This window comes from Streptomyces altiplanensis, assembly GCF_053591575.1.
The window spans coordinates 23,546-43,587 of the sequence record NZ_JBSFUB010000049.1; the positions used below are offsets into that span (position 1 = coordinate 23,546).

Consider the following 20,042-nt stretch of genomic DNA (forward strand, 5'->3'; position numbering starts at 1 on the left):
CATGGCCATCCCCGCCCTCTCCGACGCAACCGAACTGTCCTGCGACGTCCTCGTCATCGGCGGTGGCACCGCCGGCACCATGGCCGCGCTGACCGCCGCCGGACGCGGCGCGCAGGTGCTGCTGCTGGAGAAGGCGCACGTGAGGCACTCCGGCGCGCTCGCCATGGGCATGGACGGGGTCAACAACGCGATCATCCCGGGCCGGGCCGAACCCGACGACTACGTCGCCGAGATCACCCGCGCCAACGACGGCGTCGTCGACCAGTCCACCGTCCGGCAGACCGCGACCCGCGGCTTCGACATGGTCCGGCGCCTGGAGTCGTACGGGGTGAAGTTCGAGAAGGACGAGCACGGCGAGTACGCCGTCCGTCAGGTGCACCGTTCCGGCTCGTACGTGCTGCCGATGCCAGAGGGCAAGGACGTCAAGAAAGTCCTCTACCGGCAGCTGCGGCGTCGCGAGATGCGGGAGCGGATCCGCATCGAGAACCGGGTCATGCCGGTCAGGGTGCTCACCCACCCGGACGACGGCCGGGCCGTCGGCGCGGCCGGGTTCGACACCCGCACCGGCGCGTTCGTCACCGTCCGGGCGGGCGCGGTGATCCTGGCCACCGGGGCGTGCGGCCGGCTCGGTCTGCCCGCCTCCGGCTACTTGTACGGGACGTACGAGAACCCCACGAACGCGGGTGACGGCTACGCCATGGCCTACCACGCGGGGGCCGCGCTCACCGGGATCGAGTGCTTCCAGATCAACCCTCTGATCAAGGACTACAACGGGCCGGCGTGCGCGTACGTCGCGAACCCGTTCGGCGGGTACCAGGTGAACCGGCACGGCGAGCGGTTCGTGGAGTCGGACTACTGGTCCGGGCAGATGATGGCCGAGTTCGCGGCCGAACTCGCCTCCGACCGGGGCCCGGTGTATCTCAAGCTCAGTCACCTGCCCGAAGAGACCGTCACCGCCGTCGAAGCGATCCTGCACACGACGGAGCGGCCCACCCGCGGCACGTTCCACGAGGGCCGCGGCCACGACTACCGCACCCACGACGTCGAGATGCACATCTCGGAGATCGGACTGTGCGGCGGGCACTCCGCCTCCGGGGTGCGCGTCGACGCGCACGCCCGGACCACCGTGCCCCGGCTGTACGCGGCCGGCGACCTGGCCTGCGTACCGCACAACTACATGATCGGCGCGTTCGTCTTCGGCGACCTGGCCGGTGAGGACGCCTCGCGGTACCGGGCCTACGGGGGAGAGCTGCCCCGCGACCAGCTGGCCGCCGCCCACGACCTCGTCTACCGGCCGCTGCGCAACCCGGGCGGGCCGCCGCAGCCGCAGGTGGAGTACAAGCTGCGGCGGTTCGTCAACGACTACGTGGCACCGCCGAAGACGGGCGCGAAGCTGTCCCTGGCGGTGGAGGCGTTCACCCGGATGTCGGAGGAGATCGCCGGGATGGGGGCGCGGACCCCGCACGAACTGATGCGATGCGCGGAGGTCACCTTCATCCGGGACTGCGCGGAGATGGCCGCCCGGGCCTCGCTGGCCCGGACCGAGTCCCGGTGGGGCCTGTACCACGAGCGACTGGACCATCCGGAGCGGGACGACGAGGGCTGGCTGCACCACCTCGACCTGCGCAAGTCCGCGTCGGGGGCGATGGAGTTCACCGAGCGGCCGGTCGAGCCGTACGTGGTCCCGGTGCCGGAGTTCGCCCCGGCTCCGGGGCCGGAACGGTTCCTCGGCGAGGTCGCACTGGTCCCGGTGGCCACGGCCGGCCCGCGGGACGCTGCCCCGGCCGCCCGTCCGGCAGTCCCCGCGGCGGCTCCGGCCGAGACCGAGACCGGGGAGGCCTCCGCGCCCAGCCCCTCCCTCCTCCGCCTGCTCTCCCTCTCCGAGGATTCTCCCGACCTCATGGCGCTTCGCCCCTACCTCGCGGATGCCGACCCGGCAGTGCGGGCAGCCGCCGTGGCCGCCCTCGGCGAGACGGTGCCGGCCGGCGCCGGGCCCGCGCTCGCCGAGTGCCTGCGGGACACCGCGCCACAGGTCCGGGCCGCCGCCGCGGCCACCCTGCGCGAGCTGGTCGAAGTGCTGCCCGCCGAGGCCGATTTGGGGTCGGGGCTGCGGGAGGCGCTGGGCGGCGCCGACCCGGCCGTCCGGGCCGCCGCGCTCGACGTGCTGCGCGCACTGCGGCTGGGCGACGCCGGGGTGTACACCGCCGCGCTCGCCGACACCGACATCGAGGTCCGTATCACCGCCGTCCGGGCCCTGGTATCGGTGGACGCGGTCGCGGAACTGGCGGTGGCCGCCGCCGACCCGGCCCGCGAGGTCCGGGTCGCGGTGGCACGCGGCCTCGCGGCTGTGCACGCCCCGGTCCCGGCACCGCTCGACCCGCTGCTGGACGACGCCGACTCGCTCGTCCGGGGCGCCGCGCTGGCCGCGCTGGCCGCCACCGGCTGCCCGCCCCGCTACGCCGCGTCGGCCGCGGCCGCCCTCGACGATCCCGCCTGGCAGGTCCGAGCCGGCGCCGCGACCGCCCTCCGGGCGGCCCCGTCCGCCCAGGCCGTCCCCGCTCTCGCCAAGGCCCTGACCGACCCTCACGCGGATGTCCGCAAGGCCGCCGTCCTCTCCCTCCTCCCCCACCACGCCGACGCCGAAGCCCGCACCGCCCTCGCAGCGGCCACCACCGATCCCGACGCCGACATCCGCGCCTACGCGTCCCGCGCGGCCTCCTGACCACCGCGCCGACGGCGACGGCCGACGCCACTTCCACCACGCTGGTCAGGGCATGCGGCGCCCGGCCCAGCGGCCACGGGGGCTGTGCCGGATCCGACGCCCGGCTCATGCCGGCAGCGGAAGCGAATCCGGCACCGGAACTCCCCACACCCCGGGCATCTCGACGGATGGGGCCGTGGGACACACGCCAGTCAACCCCCGCTCGGCGCGGGGCTTCACAGGCCCCTGCGCCTTGCGGACCTTGCGTATCTCGAAGCCCGTCACCCCCTTGAGCGGGGGGTGTGACGACTACTGAATCCTGTTTCTCGGCTCATGTACGGCTCGTTCGACGGTGCTGCGTTTCCTGTAGCGCTCGCTGTCGAAGCCGGTGGGCCGGCCGCCTCGGGAACCTCGGTTCTGCCGGTGTCTGCGCTGGCCGGGACGTTCGGGGACGGTGTGCCGGATTCAGCGTCGCCGCGGGTAACGACAGCTCCTCCGGGCCGTGTGGGCCATGTCCGCCAGGACATGGCCCACAGGACCTTCGCGCACAGGTTCCGGGACCCGCGCCGGACAAGGGCCGCCTTCAGCCGGCCGAAGCCTCCGCCGTCCCCTCGTACGGCAAACCGCTTCGCGGGAGTCCCTGGAGCGGGGCGGAGGAACGACGCCGGCGTGCCCTACTTGTTCGGGTCCCGGAAGCGGCCGAATGCCTTCGTGAGGGCGTTCAGCGGTGAACCGCCCGCCTTGGCCGCGTCCGGCGAGGGCGGCCGGGGTACACCGTCGCCACCGGTCACCTCGGCCAGCGCGGCATGCGCCGCCTCGGCCGCCTCTCGGTACAGGTCACAGGACTTCGTCATGGCGTCGAGCGCCTCGGCGTACTTGACGGCCATGCTCCGGGCATGGTCCAGCTCCTCGTCCGGGGTCAGCAGGTGCCAGCCCTGGCGCAGCCGCGTCAGGGCCCGCTCGGCTTCGTCGGACAGCGGCCGCGGCAGCGCGGCGAACTCCTTGATGGCGTCGAGGAGTTCTGTCGGTTCGGAGCCGTCCAGGAAGACGGTGCGCACCGTGAAACGCTCCGCGTCGTAATCCGGGCTCCGCGGCTCCGCGGGCAGGACGACGGCGCCGCCGCGCGGCATCCGCACGTTCAGCTCCCGCTTCATCGCGAAGTCGGCGATCTGTGCCTGCTCCGGCGTGCCCCGGTGCTCGACCACCCGGTGCCGCAGGCTCGGCGGCAGGAACGTGGAGACCGGCTGCTGCCCCCTCGCGTCCGGCGTCATCGCCTCGTGCACCACGACATGGATGAACCAGCTCTTGCGGGAGCAGTCCCGCAGCAGGTGGCGCAGCTCGTCGTCGTCCTTCGGCAGGTGGTTCGCCGCCCGCAGGCGCGCGCCCGGCACCGTGTCGTGGTCCCAGGCGACCCGGCCGCTGTCGGGCCAGAACATAGTGGCGGGCGAGGGCCACCGCGGGTCCCACGCCAGCTCCGCCTCGGCGGCGAGGACCCAGATGATGCCCTCGTTCTCCTTGCGGCGGGTCTCGGAGTCGTACGTGGTCAACTGCGCACGCACCGTGACACCGTCGGCCACGCGCCAGCGGGCCTCGAAGAGGCGACGGGCCGACGGACCGGGGTCGGCGGACTCGTCCCGCGGGTGCAGGACGGTGGAGCGGGCGGCCTCGACGGGGTCGAGGTCCAGGAAGCCGTCGAGCACCCCGGCCGCCTTGAGGGCGATCAGGTTGCGCCGGACGTCCTGCTCGGGCTCGGGCCCGAGGTGGCGCCCGCGTCCCAGCCACGCGGTGTCGGGGGCGATGGTCGAAGAGCTGCTGTTCTTGGCCATGGAATCGTTCTGTGGAGGATCGGGGCCCGACCAGTATGGCCCCAGGACCTGTGGGAGGTTGTGATCAGTGGGTGGTTTTCAGGAGGCCGTAGATCCAGATCACTGAGACGCGGAGATGGAATCCGGAGTACCGGGATGAACTGCGGGCTGTCCGCGGCCTGCCCGACGGGCAGGGCGAACGCGGGCGGACGACACTTGCGGTCCGCGGCGAGATGAACCGTGCTGGTCGGCCCACCCCTGGACCTGCCGGGCCCGGCCGGGCCTCTTTCAGGCGGAGCTCGTGTCTGTGTCGGACGCGCCGCCGTTCGGCCTGTCCGTTCCGTTCCTCCGGTCCGCCCCTTCGTGCCGGGCCTTCTCCTGCTCGCGCGCAGCTTCTTCCAGGGCCTCCATGAGGTCCTTGCCTCCATGCATCCCGGCGGCGCCGTGATGGATGGAGGCAGTGGTGGAGCTCACACTGACCAGCGACAAGTCGGTTTCACCCTGCCGCGCGGCCTCGGCAATGACGCCCTCCGGCAAGGCCTGGAAGACGCCGGCATCCCGCCAGGCCCGAGAGCGCCCGTAGACGGTGACAAAGGGGCCGGACCTGCTGATCGGCAGGTGGGGCTCGATGAACTTCCACGGGGCATCGGTCCGTGGCCTGCGCGTCACGGCCAATGTCCTGCCAAGTTCCACCTCGCGAAGAGGGCAGAACCCAGCAGCTGATCACAACCCCATGCAGGCCCTGGACGTCGTCTGCCGCGCCCGCGCTTTGCTTCACCGGACAGGCCAGTGGCTCACGTCGATGGCGCCGGGCCCTCGTGGGGGGGGGCCACCCGGTGGCGTTGTCGTGCTCCAGCGGTCATCCCCCGTACCACGGGATGGGCTGCTTCCAGTTCCTCTTGTCGAGCCCTGCCTGTTCCGCTCGCGCGATACGTTCGGCGCCGGCCTCGGCGCGCCTCCTGGCCGACTTCTCCCAGTCCTCCGGGTTGAGGAACAGCAAGGTGCCGTTGCCTGGCTCCACCAGTACGCCGCCGAAAGCGAAATCACCCGCGAACCACGCGCCGTTCTCCACGCCCCCGGCCAGCGGCGCCTTCCGGCGGCGTTGATGGCCAGCATGGTGGCGGCTCCGCTCTCACCGCGAGTCGAGATCCGGAGCGTGTACACGTCGGCGTACTCGGCGTGGAGCACGCTCTTCTTCACCACACGGGTGTGGAACTCGAGCGGATAGCGGCGCAGCACTCTCGCGCACTGCACGAGACGCACTCCGCACCTGATGCGGTAGAACGTCATCCGAAGTCGCTCCTCACCATCGCAGCCACGGAACCTGGTTGCGGGTCCGCGCCCACAGCATCCCCCACCGATTCGGGAAGCGACGGGCCGGTGAACGAGACAGTGTGGGCGACACCGATCAGTATGTCCCGGTAGGCATCGGGGCGGCGGCCCCAGCGCGGGCATGCTCCGCTTCTCCCCGGTGAGCAAGCCAGAGCCGGCGGGCAGGTCCAGCGGGCGCAGACCCTCTTCCGGTGCGTCGGCAGCGGTTCCCGCCATACCCGCGATGACTGCACCCACGGGAGAGAACCGCAGACAGGCGGCCAGTACGTCATCCGCCGTCTGGTGACGGCGGGTGTCCTGCTCCGTCGCCGTACGGAGCATCACGACCCTCATGGCTGCCGTCGCCTTCACCGTGCCGCCGTCGCTGGTGCGTCCCGTCTCCTCCAGCAGCAGCACGGCGGTCCGGAGGACTCCCACGTGCACGGGAACGGTGTGGACCACCGCGAGCGCGGACGCTGCCTGCTCGGCCTGCGGGACGAGCGTGGACACGCCGCGCCCGAGGGCGCGGCGTGGGGTGGCCGAGCCGGGGCTGAGGGCACCATGAAGGCGACCGCCCCGGCCGGTCTCACCCTGCGGCGCGGATGCCCCGGAACCGGTACGGGGACGTACTTGTGCATCAGAGGCGGGGCGCATCTGCCAGGCGGCGGCCACGCCCGGTGCGGGACACACCTTCTTCCACGGAACCTCGATCTCCTCGACGTCCATGCCGCAGGCAGCCGCTGTCTCCCGGGCCACCATCGACGCCGGCCTCACCTGGCCTGCTTGTGCCTCCACATCCACCGGCCGTGGTGGAAGAGGTGGCAGCCGGTCCGCTGTACGGCCGTCCCCATCGAGGCGCGGACGTGAGCGAAGAACAGCGGTGAGCGGACGTGGTCCGCCGTCTCCTGCAGGCTGCGGTTGTTCCAGGCAGGTCCGGTGTCCCGGACACCGGCCGGCGCACGCGCGTCGGAGCCGTACCGGCCGGTGCCGGAGCCGTCTTCGTCGGCGATCTCGACACCCGCCCGCGAATGCGGGCTCCGGCCGACCAGGGAGCGGGCGGGCCTGCGCAGGATGTCGCCGAGCAGGACAGGTGTTCCGGAGCAGGCGAGCCATCGGCACATCGGAGCACCCTTTCCCGCTCGGCGTCCTGCGACAGCGGCATGCCCCGGGGACGCCCCGCCTCACGCGGGCAAAACAGGCGAAACCATGAGCAAAAGCGGCCTCCGCGTCACCATGACCGAAAGAAGTGTTCCACCACTGCGCGCGAGGCGGCTCAGGTGCCGGACTTGCGACCGTAGACGAAGACGTCGTCGCCCTTGCGGAGCATGCTCCAGTACTTCGAAGCGTCGGTTTTGGTCATGTTGACGCACCCGTGCGAGCCGGGCGGGGCCCAGACGCTGATGCCGACCGAGTGGAACGCCTGACCGCCGTCGAAGAACTGGCTGTACGGCATCGGCACGTGGTACAGGCTGGAGACGTGGTCGATGTTGCGCCAGTAGACCTTCTTCAGGCCGGTGCGGGTCTCGTACCCGTTGCGTCCGGTGCGCACCGGGACCGGTCCGTACGCCAGCTCCTTGCCGTCCTGGATCCAGCTGAGCTGGAGCGTCAGGTCGACGCAGGCGATACGGCCCTTGTTCGTGGGGCACTTGCCCGCCCTGTTCGGGTTCTTCCCCACGGCCTTCTGCCGGTTCATCAGGTCCATGACGCCCCAGGTGATGGGACCAGCCAGTCCGGCATTGGGACTGATGGAGTGTTTTGTCTGGAATGCCTTGATCGCCTTGCAGTCGGCGGCCGACTGCCTTCCGTCCACCGGGCGGCCGAGGAACTTCTCGACCTGCTTCTGGTAGGCCCCGGTCTGCGTGGTGCACGACGCGGCCTGAGCCGGCGTACTTCCCATGGCTACAGTGAGCGGGGCCACCAGCGCGGTAATTCCGGCTGCGACGACTCCTCGTCGGGTTATGTTCCTCACCGTTATCCCTTCCTCGTGCGCACGTGATTCACGTTTTGCTTAATAGACGGCGGGCGGGATGCGAGAGTTGCACGGAGAAAAGCGACAGTTACGTAACTACGCCCGTACCCGCCGGACGGCGAATGCCGTCTTCTTCGCGATCGGGGGTGCCTTCCCCGGTCGGCCCTGCGGCAACCGTTGCCGGATCCGCAGGGAGAAGGGCATCCGCTGGGGCGGCAGGCCCCTCCAAGTCGCAGCCCGCCCCAGCCCGGCGAACCCCGCGCGGTCACAGCACTAGCTTCGGCTGCGCGTCATCGACATCAGCAGCCCGTGGGTTTCGTCGTCGGCGGCGGCCACAAGCCCACGCCCTGCCTCACCGAGCGGGGCACCGTCGATACCGGTGACAACGCAGCCGGCGGCCCGGCACAAAGCGATGCCGGCCGCGAAGTGCACGCTACTGGAAAGGTCTCCGCCGTCGGTGACATACGCGGCGCGCCTGCCGGCGGCGACCCAGGCCAGTGCCAGCGTCGTGGACACGACCCGAGGCCGGAAACGTCCGACGAAATCAGGGTGGGCCAGCAGATCCACGGCCCGGAATCCGGGCGCACTCGGGAACGGCGGATCCAGGTTGACGTCCACCAGTCGAGTAGCGGGCGAGGGCGTCAGCAGTGCGTCCCCGGCCCCGTCACGCCGCACCCAGGCGGCCGTCCCGTCAGTGAAGAAAACCTCGCCACTGAACGGATCGGCCACCGCCGCCGCCCCCTCGTGCAGCGCCACGTTGACGGCCACCAGCATGTTGCCGACGGCGTAGTTCAGCGTGCCGCACAGGGGATCCACCAGCCACTGACGCAGAGCGCCGGCGGCGCCCTGCTGCCCGCCTTCCTCACCGAGCACCGCCTCATCGGGCCGTGCGGTACGGATGGCGTCGAGGATCGCCTCCTCGGCCTCCACATCGGCGGCGGTGGCAAAGTCCCCGGCGCCCTTGTCGATCCGGTTGAGCCGCCGGCCGTACATGTCGCGGACCACGCCCGCGCCGGCCCGCACCCCGGCTATCGCGACTTCGGCATCGTCGGAACTCACGTATGAGGGGGTCATGCCGTGCAGACTATCGAGGGGAGCCAGGCCGGAGGAGAACGTATGCCGCAGTACGCAGCGGAGATCACGCATCGGTTGGTTCCCTCGCCGGGAGGCCGGATTCATCTCGCGGAGCAGGGAGCCGGACCGCTGGTGCTGCTCGTACACGGCTTCCCGGAATCCTGGTACTCCTGGCGCCACCAGCTGCCGGCCCTCGCGGCGGCGGGATACCGCGCGGTCGCCGTTGACGTCCGCGGCTACGGCCGCTCCTCCAGGCCGGCCGCGACGGATGCGTACCGGATGCTCGATCTGGTGGAGGACAACGTCGCGGTGGTGCACGCCCTGGGCGAGGAGTCGGCGACGGTCGTCGGCCACGACTGGGGCGCGACCATCGCCGCGAACTCGGCCCTCCTCAGACCGGAGGTCTTCCGGGCGGTGGGACTGCTGAGCGTTCCCTACACCCCGCGCGGCGGGCCCCGTCCCAGCGAGGTCTTCGCCCGGATGGGCGGGGACGAGGAGTTCTACGTCTCGTACTTCCAGGAACCGGGCCGCGCCGAGGCCGAGATCGAACCCGATGTACGGAGCTGGCTCGCGGGCTTCTACGCGGCCCTGTCCGCCGACACGATGCCCGCACCCGGCGCTCCCGATCCGCACTTCGTCACCGGGGCCGGGACGCTGCGTGACCGGTTCCCCTTCGGCCGGCTGCCCGCCTGGCTCAGCGAGAGGGACCTCGACGTCTACGCCGGGGAGTTCGAACGCACCGGCTTTACCGGAGCGCTCAACCGCTACCGGAACATGGACCGCGACTGGGAGGACCTCGCCGACTTCGACGGCGCTCCCCTCACCCAGCCGTCCCTGTTCATCGGCGGTGGCCTGGACGCTTCCACGACATGGCTCGCCGACGCGATCAAGGCCCACCCGTTCACACTACCGGGGCTGGTCTCCTCCCACGTCCTCGACGGCTGCGGCCACTGGATCCAGCAAGAACGCCCCGCCGAAGTCAGCCGCCTCCTGACCGACTGGCTTGCCGCCCTGCCGGCCTGACGCACTCGCGTGCCGCCCGGCGCTGTCGCACCACGTGAACATCCGCGCCGTCCGAGAAGGCTCCCTGGGGGAACGGCCGAAACGGTCCTCCGGCTGCAAACCGCTCCAGCACTGACGGCCGGCCGGTCCGGCAGGGAACGACACCGCTGCGGCTTCTCGTCGGGCTGGAGCGTCCGGGCGTACGAGGACTCGCTCACCGTCCTCCGCGGAACTCCGGCGCCCCGGCGACGATGTGTGGCAGACCTCCCGCCCCGGCTCCCGGCCGGCCTTCTTACCCGCTGACGGTTGCCGGGGGCGGGGTCCAGCGGCTTTTGGGCGGGATGGTGCTGCTGACTCCGAAGTCGTTCTTGAGCTGCTCGGGGATGGCGTAGTGCATGACGCGGCCTCGGGTGAGAGAGCTGAGTTCGAAGAGGGTGGTGAAGTGGCCGAGACGGTCCAGGGCCCAGGCTCCGAATGGGGAGTTGTCCTCGATCGTCTCGAAGACATTGAGCAGGGCGGGGGCGGCTTTGACTGCCGTGTCCCAGGGGGTGCGGGGTACTTGGAGCCAGTCGGCGCAGGTGTCGCCGATGAGGTAGCGGATGAGGGCGCCGACGACGGGGTCGAAGAAGGTGCCGGGGACGACTTCTTCGTAGAGGCCGATGAGCTGGCGGGTGAGCTGGGCGCCCTCCTCGGACGGGCCCATGTGCCGGGTCATGTACAGGTCGGAGAACTCCCGGGCTGCCTGGAGGTCCTTGGGCACGTGGTTCTGGTCGATGCCGAGCATGGCGCCCACGACCCGCCAGGCGTAGTAGTAGGCGTCGGCGCCTTCGGTGCTCATGTGGATGCCCAGGCGGTGCAGGGCGTCCAGGACCTGGATGGAGAACATCATCTGCCCGCCGATCATGTCCTCCTGGCAGATCGGTGTACCGAGGCCGGCGATGTCCCAGCGGCCTTCGCGCTCGAGATGGTGGCGGATGGAGGCGTGCAGCAGGCGGACCTTCTGGGCGGCCGGGATGAAGCGGCTGCCGGCCTCGAACGCGTCGGGCTGCATGAGATAGACGGTGAACTGCCCGGTCTCCGCCATCCGTTTGGACGGGTACTTCAGCGAATGGGTGGCCGACAGCAGCTTCGCCACGTGCGGCAGGACATAGCAGGCGGGCATGGAGGCGAAGGACAGGGCGGTGGAGATGTGCACGTTGTTGTCGATGAAGAACAGCCGGGCCCTTTCCATCTCGCCCCAGTCCACCCAGGCGGGCGGCGTGCTGGTCTCGTGCAGGTACTGGTGGGCCACGTCCGGCAGGCCCTCGGGCAGTTCCTGGCCGACGGTGGAGACGTACCGCATGAGGGTGTTGAACTTGCCCATCTCGCCACGCTCGAACAGCGTCGCCACGGTCGCGTCGGCCAGTTCGTCGCCGGCCGGCCGCAGTGCGTCCATGGATGCTTGGGTGTAGGTCATCGGTGTTGCTCCCGGGGATGCGGCGGTCAGTGGTGGCGGGCGGCGGCGAATGTCGCCAGGCCGGACAGGGCGTGGTGGGTTTCGGCGGTCAGGCCGGCGTCGGCCAGAGCCTCGTGGGCCGCACGCAGCCGGGCGGTGATCATGTCTTCGACGCGGGTGACGGCTCCGGTGCGGCGAGCGATCTCCCGTACCCGCTCCACCTGCCGCTCGCTCGGTTTCCCCTGTCCCAGCAGGTGGTGGAGTTCGCGGCGCTCTCCCGGGGCGGCGGACCGCAGGGTGTGGGCCATCAGGGCGGTGGGCCGGTTGCCGACCAGGTCGTCGGCCGGGTTCTTTCCGGTTCGTGCGGGGTCGCCGAACAGGCCCAGCAGGTCATCGCGCAGCTGGAATGCCTCGCCCAGCGGCAGACCGTAGTCGCTGTACGCTCCAAGCAGCCGCGGCGGGGCGCCGGCCAGGAGGCCGCCGATGTGCAGAGGGTGTTCGACGGTGTACTTGGCGGTCTTGTAGCGGACGACTTTCACCGAGGCGTCCGGGTCCGGCTCGGCGCCGGTGCGCAGGATCTCCAGGCACTCCCCCGCCACCAGCTCACGGGCCAGCACCCCCCACAGTGGCCGGGCTCTGTTCAGATAGGCCCCGGGCAGACCGCAGGTGGTGAACAACTGGCCGGCCAGTGACATCAGCAGGTTGCCTGTCAGCATGGCCAGGGCCCGGGCACCGGCTTTCGGCCGCGCATGATCGGTAAGCGCCTCGCGCAGGGCGATGTGCGCGGTGGGGCGGCCGTGTCGGGTACGGCTGCGGTCGATCAGGTCGTCGTGGACGACGGCGGCGGCGTGCACCAGCTCAATCGCGCCGGCGGCGCGTACCAGCGCCTCGCTGTCGGGCTGGCCGGCCCCGCGCCAGCCCCAGTAGCAAAACGCCGCCCGGAAGCGTTTCCCGTGCTCCGTCGCCGCATGTATCTGCTCGGCGACCATCGCCAGAGAGGCGTCGATGTCGGCCAGCGCCTGCGCTTCCGCAGTGACGAACTCGTCGAGGACCTGGTCGATGCGGCTTTTCAGTAAGGCGTGCTCGTCCAGTTCACTCACTGCCGCTCTCCGCATGGGCGCGAGCGGTGACGGTGCGGGCGAGGACCTCCAGGTGAGCCGGCGGCGTGGCCGCATACCGGTCCAGGACCAGGCGGCCGCGCGCCTTGGTCTCCTCCCGGCCGTCAGCCAACAGCTCACCGAGGTCGGCGCGGCGCAGCAGACCACTGACACCACCCACCGCGCTGCTCAGACCGCGGACCGCCAGATCGGCCAGTCCCGCCGCCAGAGCAACGGCATCCCCGGTCAGGCCTGACCCGCGGCCGTCGTGATGTGTCACAGCATGTCCCCCTGGAAGGCAATGTCCGCCCCGGCTCCGGCCGTTCGGCAAAGAGCAGAGTGCAGACGGCGTTCGGCACAATGCGCTTCGAGTGTGACCGCCGATCAGCTCCCCATGGGCCCTATATGCACTATCGAGTGATCTTTCTATAAAGAACACAATTCCTGGTACTCGGTTGAGACCATGCAGCACCTCACAGGTCAGAGCGGTGTCCAGCGCCTGCGCCCTTCGCGCCCACAGCAGTTCTCCGAGAGGAACGCCTTCCTCCCGCGAGAACCTGACCATCAGTCAATTAGCGCTTCATCGTGGTTACTTGCGGTTTATCCGTTGGCCCACCATCGGGGGCGGCACTCCCGCAGAGCGGCGCACGCCAGTCGGGTGTCGAGCGGAAGAAGAGGGCCCTTCGAACGCGGCCCGGCGTACGTCTCCGGCGGCCGGCCCGTGACCTTCGGCCCGCGCCCCGAACCATCCCCCGAGGTCGGCCGCTTCCCTTCCGTGCCCGTGGCTCATGCCGTGTGGTTCACCTTGGCCGCTTCCGAGCGCCATCGGCTCAAGAAGACGGTCTACGTTCACAAGCCCCCGCATCAGGCCCGGCAGCGCGCAACTACCGTGCTGCCGGGTGCCCGGGGGTGCTCTCGTACCCGGGCACCCGCGCAGACGCGGCTGCACGTGGCTGCACGTGGCTGCACGTGGCCACAATCAGCAGACCGGCGGTGCCGAGCACAGAGCCGACGGTCATGACGGCGCGGGCCGCGCCGGTGGAGGATGTGCCCGACGCGGATCCCGGCGAGGGCGGAGACGGCGAGGCCGAGTGAGAACGCCGCAGTGGTCGCCACGGCCGGCTGGCCGGTCGTGGCGGTGAACTGCGGGTTGAGGACGGCGAAGGCGGAGTAGACGATGCCCCACCTCACGGTCTGCGTGGCGCAGGGGACGGGCAGGGTGGTGCGGGGCCGCGGCCAGTCCCCTGTTCCGGCCGCGGCCCCGCGTGCAGGGCTGCCCAGACCGGTCACGAGCCGCAGCAACCACCTGCCGGGGCCTCCCCGGCAGCCGCCCCGACCGCGGCGGGGACACCGAGCTGGACGAGCTGCGGCGTGGGCGCGCAGCAGCCGCCGCCGTCGGCCTGAGCGGCCTCCGGAGCGTCGAAGAGGCCGGCGCCACCGCAGACTCCGGTCTCGGGCAGGGTGAGTTCGACGCGGTCGGCCGCGTCGAGGTCACCGGCGATCGCGGCGGCGACGGAGCGGACCTGCTCGTAGCCGGTCATGGCGAGGAAGGTCGGGGCGCGGCCGTAGGACTTCATGCCGACCAGGTACACGCCGGGTTCGGGGTGGGAGAGCTCGCGGTGGCCGTGGGGATAGACGGTGCCGCAGGAGTGCTGGTTGGGGTCGATCAGCGGCGCGAGCCCGACCGGTGCCTGGAGGCGCTCGTCGAGGTCCAGGCGCAGCTCGTCAAGGAAGGTCAGGTCGGGGCGGTAGCCGGTCAGTACGATCACTTCGTCGACCGCGTCCAGGCGGCGCCCGTCCTCTCCGGTCAGGACCAGGCGGCCGTCGGCGTCGCGTTCGATCGTCTCGGTGCGGAAGCCGGTGACCGCGTCCGCGTGTCCCTCGTCGACGGCGGTCTTCGCAGCCAGCCCGAGGGCGCCGCGGGCCGGGAGCTGGTCGGCCTCGCCTCCGCCGAAGGTGGAACCGGAGATGCCCCGGCGCAGGATCCACACCGCCTTCGTCCCCGCCCCGCCGTCGGACTTCGCGAGGTCGGCGAGGTAGGCAAGGGCGGTGAAGGCGGAGGCGCCGGAGCCGATGACGGCGGTGCGCTTGCCCGCGTACCGGGCACGGACGGCGGGGTCCTTCAGGTCGGGGACGCGGTAGGTCACCCGGTCCGTAGCGGCCTTCTCTCCAAGGGCGGGCAGACCGCTGCCGCCGGCCGGGGACGGGGTGGCCCAAGTGCCGGAGGCGTCGATGACGGCGCGGGCGAAGAGCCGTTCCTCACGATCGTCGGCATGGGTGGTGTGCACGACAAACGGCTGTTTGTCCCGGTCGGCGTCCACGATCCGGTCCCGCCCGGCCCGGGAGACACCGGTGACGGTGGCGCCGAGACGGACGCGGTCACCGAGGACGTCGGCCAGCGGCTGCAGGTAGAGCTCGGCCCAGTCGCCGCCGGAGGGACAGGTGGCCGGGTCGGGGCGCGTCCAGCCGGTCGGGGCAAGAAGCTTCTCGGCGGCCGGGTCGACGACCTCGCTCCAGGTGGAGAACAGACGCACGTGCGACCAGCCGCGCACCGCGGCGCCGGCAGTGGGCCCGGCCTCCAGGACCAGGGGCTCGATGCCCCGGCCGACCAGGTGGGCGGCGGCGGCCAGACCAGCGGGTCCGGCTCCGATCACGACGACGGGCAGCTCGGTGGTGGCGGGCGCGTTCACGGCGACTCCTTGCTTGTTTCGACATCTGTCGATGACTTGCGCGACCCACCATGACACCCGTATCGACGTCCGTCAACATAGACAAATGTCGAAGTCGCGAGGGTTGCCGATGGAGTACATCGACGTCCTCGTGATCGGCGGTGGCCAGTCCGGACTTACCCCCGCCCACGCTCTGCCGGGCTGCGGGCTGCGGACTGCGGACTGCGACCCATGGCGCTGGAGGCGCTCGACCGCGCGGCCGGGTCGTGGCCGCGCTACCACGACAGCCTCACACTGCCCTCACCCGCCCGGTACAGCTCCTTGCCGGGGGTGCCGTTCCCCGGCGGTGATTCGGAGCGCCATCCGGGCCGCCATCCGCACCGCGACGAGGCCGTTGCCTAGCTCACGGCCCATGCCGACCGTCCGGACACCGACGTCCACACCGGCTGCCGCGTCAACGCGGTCCGCCGCACCGACGATGCCTTCGAGGTGGAGCTGGAGGAGGGCGGCCGACTGTCCGCGCGGGCCGTCGCGGTGGCCACCGGGCCGTTCGCGCGCCCGTACCGGGCCGTGCCGTCCGACCCAAAGGAGTTCACCGGTCAGGTACTGCACTCCGCCGACCACCACAGCCCGACCCCGTTCACCGGCCGCCGGATGGTCGGGGTCGGGGCCGGCGGCTCCACGGTGCAGATCGCCGCCGAGCCGGCCGGGGCCGCCCGCGTCAGACTCGCCACCCGGGGCCCGTGAAGTTCGCGGCACAACGGCTCCTTGACCGCGACCCGCACTCCTGCACTCCTGCACTCCTGCACTTCCGACTGCCCACACCCGCCTGGACACCGCCCCGCTCGGCCGAATCCCCCTCGCCCGCCGGTACAGCCGGTACTCGACGACGGCCGATGTTCACTCACACCGAGGGGCCCGAGCCCGACCGGCCGGGCGGGGAGCGGGAGGAGGTGGACGCGGTCGTGCTCGCCACGGGCCACCGACCCGACCCTGCCCTACCTCGGCCACCTCGACGGCGCCCTGGACGCTGCCGGAAGACCCCGGCAGCGGGAGGGGATCGCGGTCGGGGTGCCGGGGCCGGCGTTCGTCGGGCTGGAGTGGCAGCGCAGTCTGTCGTCGGACTCGCTGCGCGAGGTGGGCCGGGACGCGGACCGCCTCACCTGGCGTCTGGCCGTCCGTCTCGCGCGCCGGTGACGGGACCTCCTCGCACTGGTTCGACGTATGTCAACATAGACGCATGTCGAATGTGAAGGTGCTGCCGCTGCTTGAGCCCGCCGGCGGCCAGGGTGTGGCGTCGTGCTGCCCGCCGCTGACCGAACGCCCGATGACCGCCGACGAGGCCGAGACGGCCGCGCGGATGTTCAAGGCGCTCGGTGACCCGGTGCGCCTGCGGCTGTTCTCCTCAGTGGCCTCTCACGAGGGCGGGGAGGCGTGCGTGTGCGACATCTCCGACGTAGGCGTCTCCCAGCCCACGGTGTCCCACCACCTGAAGAAGCTGAAGGAGGCCGGTCTGCTGACCTCCGAGCGGCGCGGCACCTGGGTGTACTACCGGGTCGAGCCGTCGGTCCTCGCCGCGATGGGCAAACTGCTGGCCATGCCGGCCGCATCCTGACGCCCGGACGGACAAAGGGGAAAGGGGGAAGCAGTGGCGAGTGGGACGTGGAGTGGGGTGGTCGTGCCGCTGACGGCGGTCCACGCCGAGCAGGTCCTGACGATCTACCAGGCAGGCATCGACGAGGGAAACGCCACCTTCGAGACCAGCCCGCCGTCCTGGGAGGCGTTCGACGCCGCGAAGCTGCCCGAGCACCGCTTCGCCGCCCTCGACGAGCAGGGGACAGTGCTGGGCTGGGCCGCCGCGAGCCGGGTCTCGGACCGGTGCGCGTACACGGGCGTGGTCGAGCACTCCGTCTACGTCCACCCCGCTGCGCGCGGTCGCGGCGTCGCAGCCGCCTTGTTGAAGGCGCTGGTCGACTCCACGGAGGCGGCCGGGATCTGGACCATCCAGTCCGGGATCTTCCCCGAGAACACCGCGAGCCTGGCACTCCACGAGCGGGCCGGATTCCGGATCATCGGCACGCGGGAACGGATCGGACGCCATCGAGGTGTCTGGCGCGACGTCGTCCTTGTCGAGCGCCGCAGCCCTGCCGTCACCTGACTCGCCCACAGGACCACCGGAGGCAGCCCCGCCGGCGCCCGCACGGTCAGGGACGGGCCGGCACGCGCTCGGGCAGCCGGCAGCCGGGCACGCAGCGTGGCGGCGAAGTCCTCGGCGCGGGAGAGCCGCACGCGCAGCTTCTCCGCCTGCTCCGCCGCGCTCTGCTCGTACCCGCGCACGCACTCAGCGAAGCCGAGCGGCTCCACACGCCGGACGACCATGGGGCGGGCGGCCGTCGTACTCGGTGCAGAGACGGAAACCACCCTGGAAGTGCGCTGAGGGGGCGACGAGGCCGGTCTCCTCACGGTGCCGGACGGTACGCAGGGACAGCTCGGTGCGCGCGGTGACCTCGCCGCTGGGCGGGCATGAGCCGCCCGGGCAGCGAGGGGTGCTCCCCCGGGGAGAGCAGGTGCAGCGAGCCCTACATGTACTGCCACCAGGACCCGCCCGGCGCCGGGTCGGCGTCCAGAACGGCGAAGCCGGGGCCCTGGCGCCGCAGGTGGTGGCCGGCGGCGAGCTCCGCCCGGCCACCGGCCACCACCACATCCACGTACTGCGTCACGGGGCCGTGGCCAGGGATGCGGGACCGAACTTCTTGCGCCAGGCAAGCGCGACGTAGACCAGTCCGATCAGCACCGGGACTTCGATGAGCGGTCCGACGACGCCGGACAGGGCCTGCCCGGAGGTGACGCCGAAGGTGGCGATGGCGACGGCGATGGCCAGTTCGAAGTTGTTGCCCGCGGCGGTGAACGCCAGGGTCGTGGTGCGGTCGTAGGCCAGGCCCAGGCCCTTGCCGAGCAGGAACGTGCCGAAGAACATGACCGCGAAGTAGACCAGCAGCGGCAGCGCGATCCGGGCGACGTCCAGCGGCTGGGAGGTGATGGTCCTGCCCTGGAGGGCGAAGAGGATGACGATCGTGAACAGCAGCCCGTACAGCGCCCACGGACCGATCTTCGGCAGGAAGCGCTGCTCGTAGCCCTCACGGCCCATCTTCTTCTCACCGGCCCGGCGGGTCAGGAAGCCGGCCAGCAGCGGGACGCCGAGGAAGAACACCACGTTCAGGGCGATCTCCCCCATCGAGATGTCCAGGTGCTCGCCGTCGCCCAGGCCCAGCCAGCCGGGCAGCAGGTCGAGGTAGAACCAGCCCAGCAGGCCGAACGCGACGACCTGGAAGACGCTGTTGAGCGCCACCAGGACGGCCGCGGCCTCCCGGTCGCCGCAGGCGAGGTCGTTCCAGATGATGACCATGGCGATACAGCGGGCCAGGCCGACGATGATCAACCCGGTGCGGTACTCGGGCAGGTCCGGCAGGAAGATCCAGGCCAGCGCGAACATCACCGCGGGTCCGAGGACCCAGTTGATGACCAGGGAAGAGATCATCAGCTTGCGGTCGCCGGTGACGGCGTCGAGCTTGTCGTAACGGACCTTCGCCAGGACCGGATACATCATGATCAGCAGGCCGAGGGCGATCGGCAGGGAGATCCCGCCGATCTCCACCTTCGCCAGCGCGTCGTTCAGGCCGGGAATCATCCGCCCGAGCCCGAGGCCGACGGCCATGGCGATGAGGATCCACACGGCGAGGTAACGGTCGAGAGTGGAGAGCTTCTTGACGATCGAGTCGTCCCCGCCGCCGGCCGGACCGGGGGCGGCGGTGATGGGCTCGGCGGAGGTCACGGGCAGGCCCTCTTGTTCTCGGCGGCGGTACGGGCGGAGGCGGCCAGCTCGGCGAACTGCTCCGACAGGCCGGCCAGGACCTCCGGCTTGAGCCTGTAGTAGATGAACCGGCCGCACGGCTCGGTCTCCACCAGCCCCGCCTCGCGCAGCACCTTCATGTGATTGGACAGGTTGGTCTGCTTGGCTCCGGTCTCCTCGACCAGGTGCGTCGTGCAGAGCGTCTCGCGCGCCAGCAGGGTCACGATCTTCAGGCGGAGCGGATCGCCCAGCACCCGGATCACATCAGGATCGACTGAAGTCAGCATGCACTGATACTCTCACATCATCGCCCGCTGATACCAGCGGGAGCCGAAGTCATGGGCGGCCGGGTTCCGCCATGCGACGAGAGAGAACGATCACCATGGCCGACAAGCCGTCCGTCCTGTTCGTCTGCGTCCACAACGCCGGCCGCTCCCAGATGGCCGCCGCGTGGCTGACCCACCTGGCCGGCGACCGCGTCGAGGTCCGCTCGGCCGGCTCCAACCCGGGCACTGCCGTCAACCCGGCCGCCGTCGAGGCCATGGCCGAGGTCGGCATCGACATCTCCGCCGAGACGCCGAAGATCCTCACCATCGACGCAGTCCGGGAGTCGGACGTCTGCATCACCATGGGCTGCGGCGACACCTGCCCGGTCTTCCCCGGCAAGCGCTACCTGGACTGGAAGCTCGAGGACCCGGCCGGCCAAGGCGTCGAGGCCGTACGCCCGATCCGCGACGAGATCAAGACCCTGGTCGAGGACCTGATCGCCGGGATCGCCCCGGAGAAGACGGTGTGAGCGAGATACGCGAGGTCTCACCATCGGCTCCGGCCCCGCCGGACACACCGGCACTCTCTCCACCGCCCGCGAGGTGAGAACCGCTCCACCACACGGGTCGACACCGGGGCAAGGAGAGCAACCGGACGTGGGAAGGCATCCCGGCGTGACCTGCGGATGACGGCCTTGGCGCAGGCCGGCTGCCGCGCCGGACCCGGCACACTTCGGCATCCACGCCCACCTCCTGCCCATAAGAAATCTTATGGTGAAGCCTGCGCTGCTGAACTATTCCTCATCGATGCTGGTGTTGTCCCGGCACCGCGGTCTTCCGCCGCGGAGCCCACGGCGCCGAGC

At 70.9% G+C, this 20,042-nt stretch carries 17 protein-coding genes and 4 pseudogenes; 7 read left to right on the forward strand and 14 right to left on the reverse strand.

Going from position 1 to position 20,042, the window contains the following annotated elements:
- Position 1: 1 nt before the first annotated feature.
- Entirely contained in the window at positions 2-2,722 is a 2,721-nt protein-coding gene (locus ACWD0Y_RS21315; RefSeq protein WP_450261927.1) for a fumarate reductase/succinate dehydrogenase flavoprotein subunit, read from the forward strand.
- A gap of 653 nt (positions 2,723-3,375) precedes the next feature.
- On the opposite strand, the gene ACWD0Y_RS21320 is transcribed toward ACWD0Y_RS21315, so the two are convergent.
- The 6 genes and pseudogenes from ACWD0Y_RS21320 to ACWD0Y_RS21345 all read right to left on the reverse strand — a co-directional run bounded on the left by ACWD0Y_RS21320 (position 3,376) and on the right by ACWD0Y_RS21345 (position 8,860).
- Complete coding sequence (locus ACWD0Y_RS21320; protein WP_450261905.1) at positions 3,376-4,527, reverse strand: hypothetical protein; 1,152 nt, start codon at positions 4,525-4,527, stop codon at positions 3,376-3,378.
- A gap of 8 nt (positions 4,528-4,535) precedes the next feature.
- Positions 4,536-5,175 (reverse strand): annotated as a pseudogene (locus ACWD0Y_RS21325) (hypothetical protein); the annotation flags it as partial.
- Between the two features lie 190 nt (positions 5,176-5,365).
- A complete protein-coding gene (locus ACWD0Y_RS21330) occupies positions 5,366-5,578 on the reverse strand; it encodes a hypothetical protein (RefSeq protein WP_450261906.1) in 213 nt (70 codons plus the stop codon).
- A 1,015-nt stretch (positions 5,579-6,593) separates the two neighbouring features.
- Positions 6,594-6,938, reverse strand: a pseudogene (locus ACWD0Y_RS21335) (class II glutamine amidotransferase); the annotation flags it as partial.
- 152 nt (positions 6,939-7,090) lie between these two features.
- Positions 7,091-7,786 carry a L,D-transpeptidase gene (locus ACWD0Y_RS21340; RefSeq protein ID WP_450261907.1) on the reverse strand — a complete coding sequence of 232 codons (696 nt, stop codon included), beginning with the start codon at positions 7,784-7,786 and terminating at the stop codon, positions 7,091-7,093.
- Between the two features lie 273 nt (positions 7,787-8,059).
- Positions 8,060-8,860 (reverse strand): inositol monophosphatase family protein, encoded by an 801-nt coding sequence (locus tag ACWD0Y_RS21345; protein ID WP_450261908.1) that lies wholly within the window; start codon positions 8,858-8,860, stop codon positions 8,060-8,062.
- A 42-nt stretch (positions 8,861-8,902) separates the two neighbouring features.
- Here ACWD0Y_RS21345 and ACWD0Y_RS21350 point away from each other — a divergent pair, with 42 nt between their 5' ends.
- On the forward strand, positions 8,903-9,883 hold the full coding sequence (locus ACWD0Y_RS21350) for an alpha/beta fold hydrolase (RefSeq protein WP_450261909.1): 981 nt from the start codon (positions 8,903-8,905) through the stop codon (positions 9,881-9,883).
- Between the two features lie 271 nt (positions 9,884-10,154).
- On the opposite strand, the gene ACWD0Y_RS21355 is transcribed toward ACWD0Y_RS21350, so the two are convergent.
- The 4 genes from ACWD0Y_RS21355 to ACWD0Y_RS21370 all read right to left on the reverse strand — a co-directional run bounded on the left by ACWD0Y_RS21355 (position 10,155) and on the right by ACWD0Y_RS21370 (position 15,084).
- Positions 10,155-11,318 (reverse strand): oxygenase MpaB family protein, encoded by a 1,164-nt coding sequence (locus tag ACWD0Y_RS21355; RefSeq protein WP_450261910.1) that lies wholly within the window; start codon positions 11,316-11,318, stop codon positions 10,155-10,157.
- A 26-nt stretch (positions 11,319-11,344) separates the two neighbouring features.
- Positions 11,345-12,412, reverse strand: a complete 1,068-nt coding sequence (locus ACWD0Y_RS21360) for a polyprenyl synthetase family protein (RefSeq protein WP_450261911.1) — start codon at positions 12,410-12,412, stop codon at positions 11,345-11,347.
- Positions 12,390-12,674 (reverse strand): polyprenyl synthetase, encoded by a 285-nt coding sequence (locus tag ACWD0Y_RS21365; protein WP_450261912.1) that lies wholly within the window; start codon positions 12,672-12,674, stop codon positions 12,390-12,392. The genes ACWD0Y_RS21360 and ACWD0Y_RS21365 overlap by 23 nt, the downstream gene beginning before the upstream one ends.
- Positions 12,675-13,680: 1,006 nt before the next feature.
- Positions 13,681-15,084, reverse strand: coding sequence for an NAD(P)-binding domain-containing protein (locus ACWD0Y_RS21370; protein WP_450261913.1), 1,404 nt, complete (start codon positions 15,082-15,084; stop codon positions 13,681-13,683).
- A gap of 453 nt (positions 15,085-15,537) precedes the next feature.
- Between ACWD0Y_RS21370 and ACWD0Y_RS21375 the strand changes: the two are divergent.
- From ACWD0Y_RS21375 to ACWD0Y_RS21390, 4 genes and pseudogenes are all read left to right on the forward strand, one after another.
- Positions 15,538-15,810 (forward strand): annotated as a pseudogene (locus ACWD0Y_RS21375) (FAD-dependent oxidoreductase); the annotation flags it as partial.
- Positions 15,811-16,134: 324 nt separating this feature from the next.
- Entirely contained in the window at positions 16,135-16,260 is a 126-nt protein-coding gene (locus ACWD0Y_RS21380; protein WP_450261914.1) for a hypothetical protein, read from the forward strand.
- Positions 16,261-16,303: 43 nt separating this feature from the next.
- A complete protein-coding gene (locus tag ACWD0Y_RS21385) occupies positions 16,304-16,678 on the forward strand; it encodes an ArsR/SmtB family transcription factor (RefSeq protein WP_450261915.1) in 375 nt (124 codons plus the stop codon).
- Between the two features lie 57 nt (positions 16,679-16,735).
- Entirely contained in the window at positions 16,736-17,221 is a 486-nt protein-coding gene (locus tag ACWD0Y_RS21390) for an N-acetyltransferase family protein (protein ID WP_450261928.1), read from the forward strand.
- A gap of 77 nt (positions 17,222-17,298) precedes the next feature.
- Here ACWD0Y_RS21390 and ACWD0Y_RS21395 read toward each other — a convergent pair.
- From ACWD0Y_RS21395 to ACWD0Y_RS21410, 4 genes and pseudogenes are all read right to left on the reverse strand, one after another.
- Positions 17,299-17,551: pseudogene (locus ACWD0Y_RS21395) on the reverse strand (MerR family transcriptional regulator); the annotation flags it as partial.
- 91 nt (positions 17,552-17,642) lie between these two features.
- A complete protein-coding gene (locus tag ACWD0Y_RS21400; RefSeq protein WP_450261916.1) occupies positions 17,643-17,783 on the reverse strand; it encodes a hypothetical protein in 141 nt (46 codons plus the stop codon).
- Positions 17,780-18,895: an ACR3 family arsenite efflux transporter gene (arsB, locus tag ACWD0Y_RS21405; RefSeq protein ID WP_450261917.1), complete on the reverse strand. Its 1,116-nt coding sequence runs from the start codon at positions 18,893-18,895 to the stop codon at positions 17,780-17,782. The genes ACWD0Y_RS21400 and arsB overlap by 4 nt, the downstream gene beginning before the upstream one ends.
- Positions 18,892-19,200, reverse strand: coding sequence for an ArsR/SmtB family transcription factor (locus tag ACWD0Y_RS21410; RefSeq protein ID WP_450261918.1), 309 nt, complete (start codon positions 19,198-19,200; stop codon positions 18,892-18,894). Before ACWD0Y_RS21410 ends, arsB begins: the two co-directional genes overlap by 4 nt.
- A gap of 95 nt (positions 19,201-19,295) precedes the next feature.
- Here ACWD0Y_RS21410 and ACWD0Y_RS21415 point away from each other — a divergent pair, with 95 nt between their 5' ends.
- On the forward strand, positions 19,296-19,709 hold the full coding sequence (locus ACWD0Y_RS21415) for an arsenate reductase ArsC (RefSeq protein ID WP_450261929.1): 414 nt from the start codon (positions 19,296-19,298) through the stop codon (positions 19,707-19,709).
- Positions 19,710-20,042: the final 333 nt, after the last annotated feature.

What these genes read in the sequence shown, in the direction of transcription:
- ACWD0Y_RS21385 (WP_450261915.1), top strand. Translation starts at nt 16,304, where the DNA reads ATGTCGAATGTGAAGGTGCTGCCGCTGCTTGAGCCCGCCGGCGGCCAG.
- ACWD0Y_RS21345 (WP_450261908.1), bottom strand. Translation starts at nt 8,860, where the DNA reads ATGACCCCCTCATACGTGAGTTCCGACGATGCCGAAGTCGCGATAGCC.
- ACWD0Y_RS21415 (WP_450261929.1), top strand. Translation starts at nt 19,296, where the DNA reads ATGGCCGACAAGCCGTCCGTCCTGTTCGTCTGCGTCCACAACGCCGGC.
- ACWD0Y_RS21350 (WP_450261909.1), top strand. Translation starts at nt 8,903, where the DNA reads ATGCCGCAGTACGCAGCGGAGATCACGCATCGGTTGGTTCCCTCGCCG.
- ACWD0Y_RS21355 (WP_450261910.1), bottom strand. Translation starts at nt 11,318, where the DNA reads ATGACCTACACCCAAGCATCCATGGACGCACTGCGGCCGGCCGGCGAC.
- ACWD0Y_RS21315 (WP_450261927.1), top strand. Translation starts at nt 2, where the DNA reads ATGGCCATCCCCGCCCTCTCCGACGCAACCGAACTGTCCTGCGACGTC.
- ACWD0Y_RS21410 (WP_450261918.1), bottom strand. Translation starts at nt 19,200, where the DNA reads ATGCTGACTTCAGTCGATCCTGATGTGATCCGGGTGCTGGGCGATCCG.
- ACWD0Y_RS21320 (WP_450261905.1), bottom strand. Translation starts at nt 4,527, where the DNA reads ATGGCCAAGAACAGCAGCTCTTCGACCATCGCCCCCGACACCGCGTGG.
- ACWD0Y_RS21360 (WP_450261911.1), bottom strand. Translation starts at nt 12,412, where the DNA reads ATGCGGAGAGCGGCAGTGAGTGAACTGGACGAGCACGCCTTACTGAAA.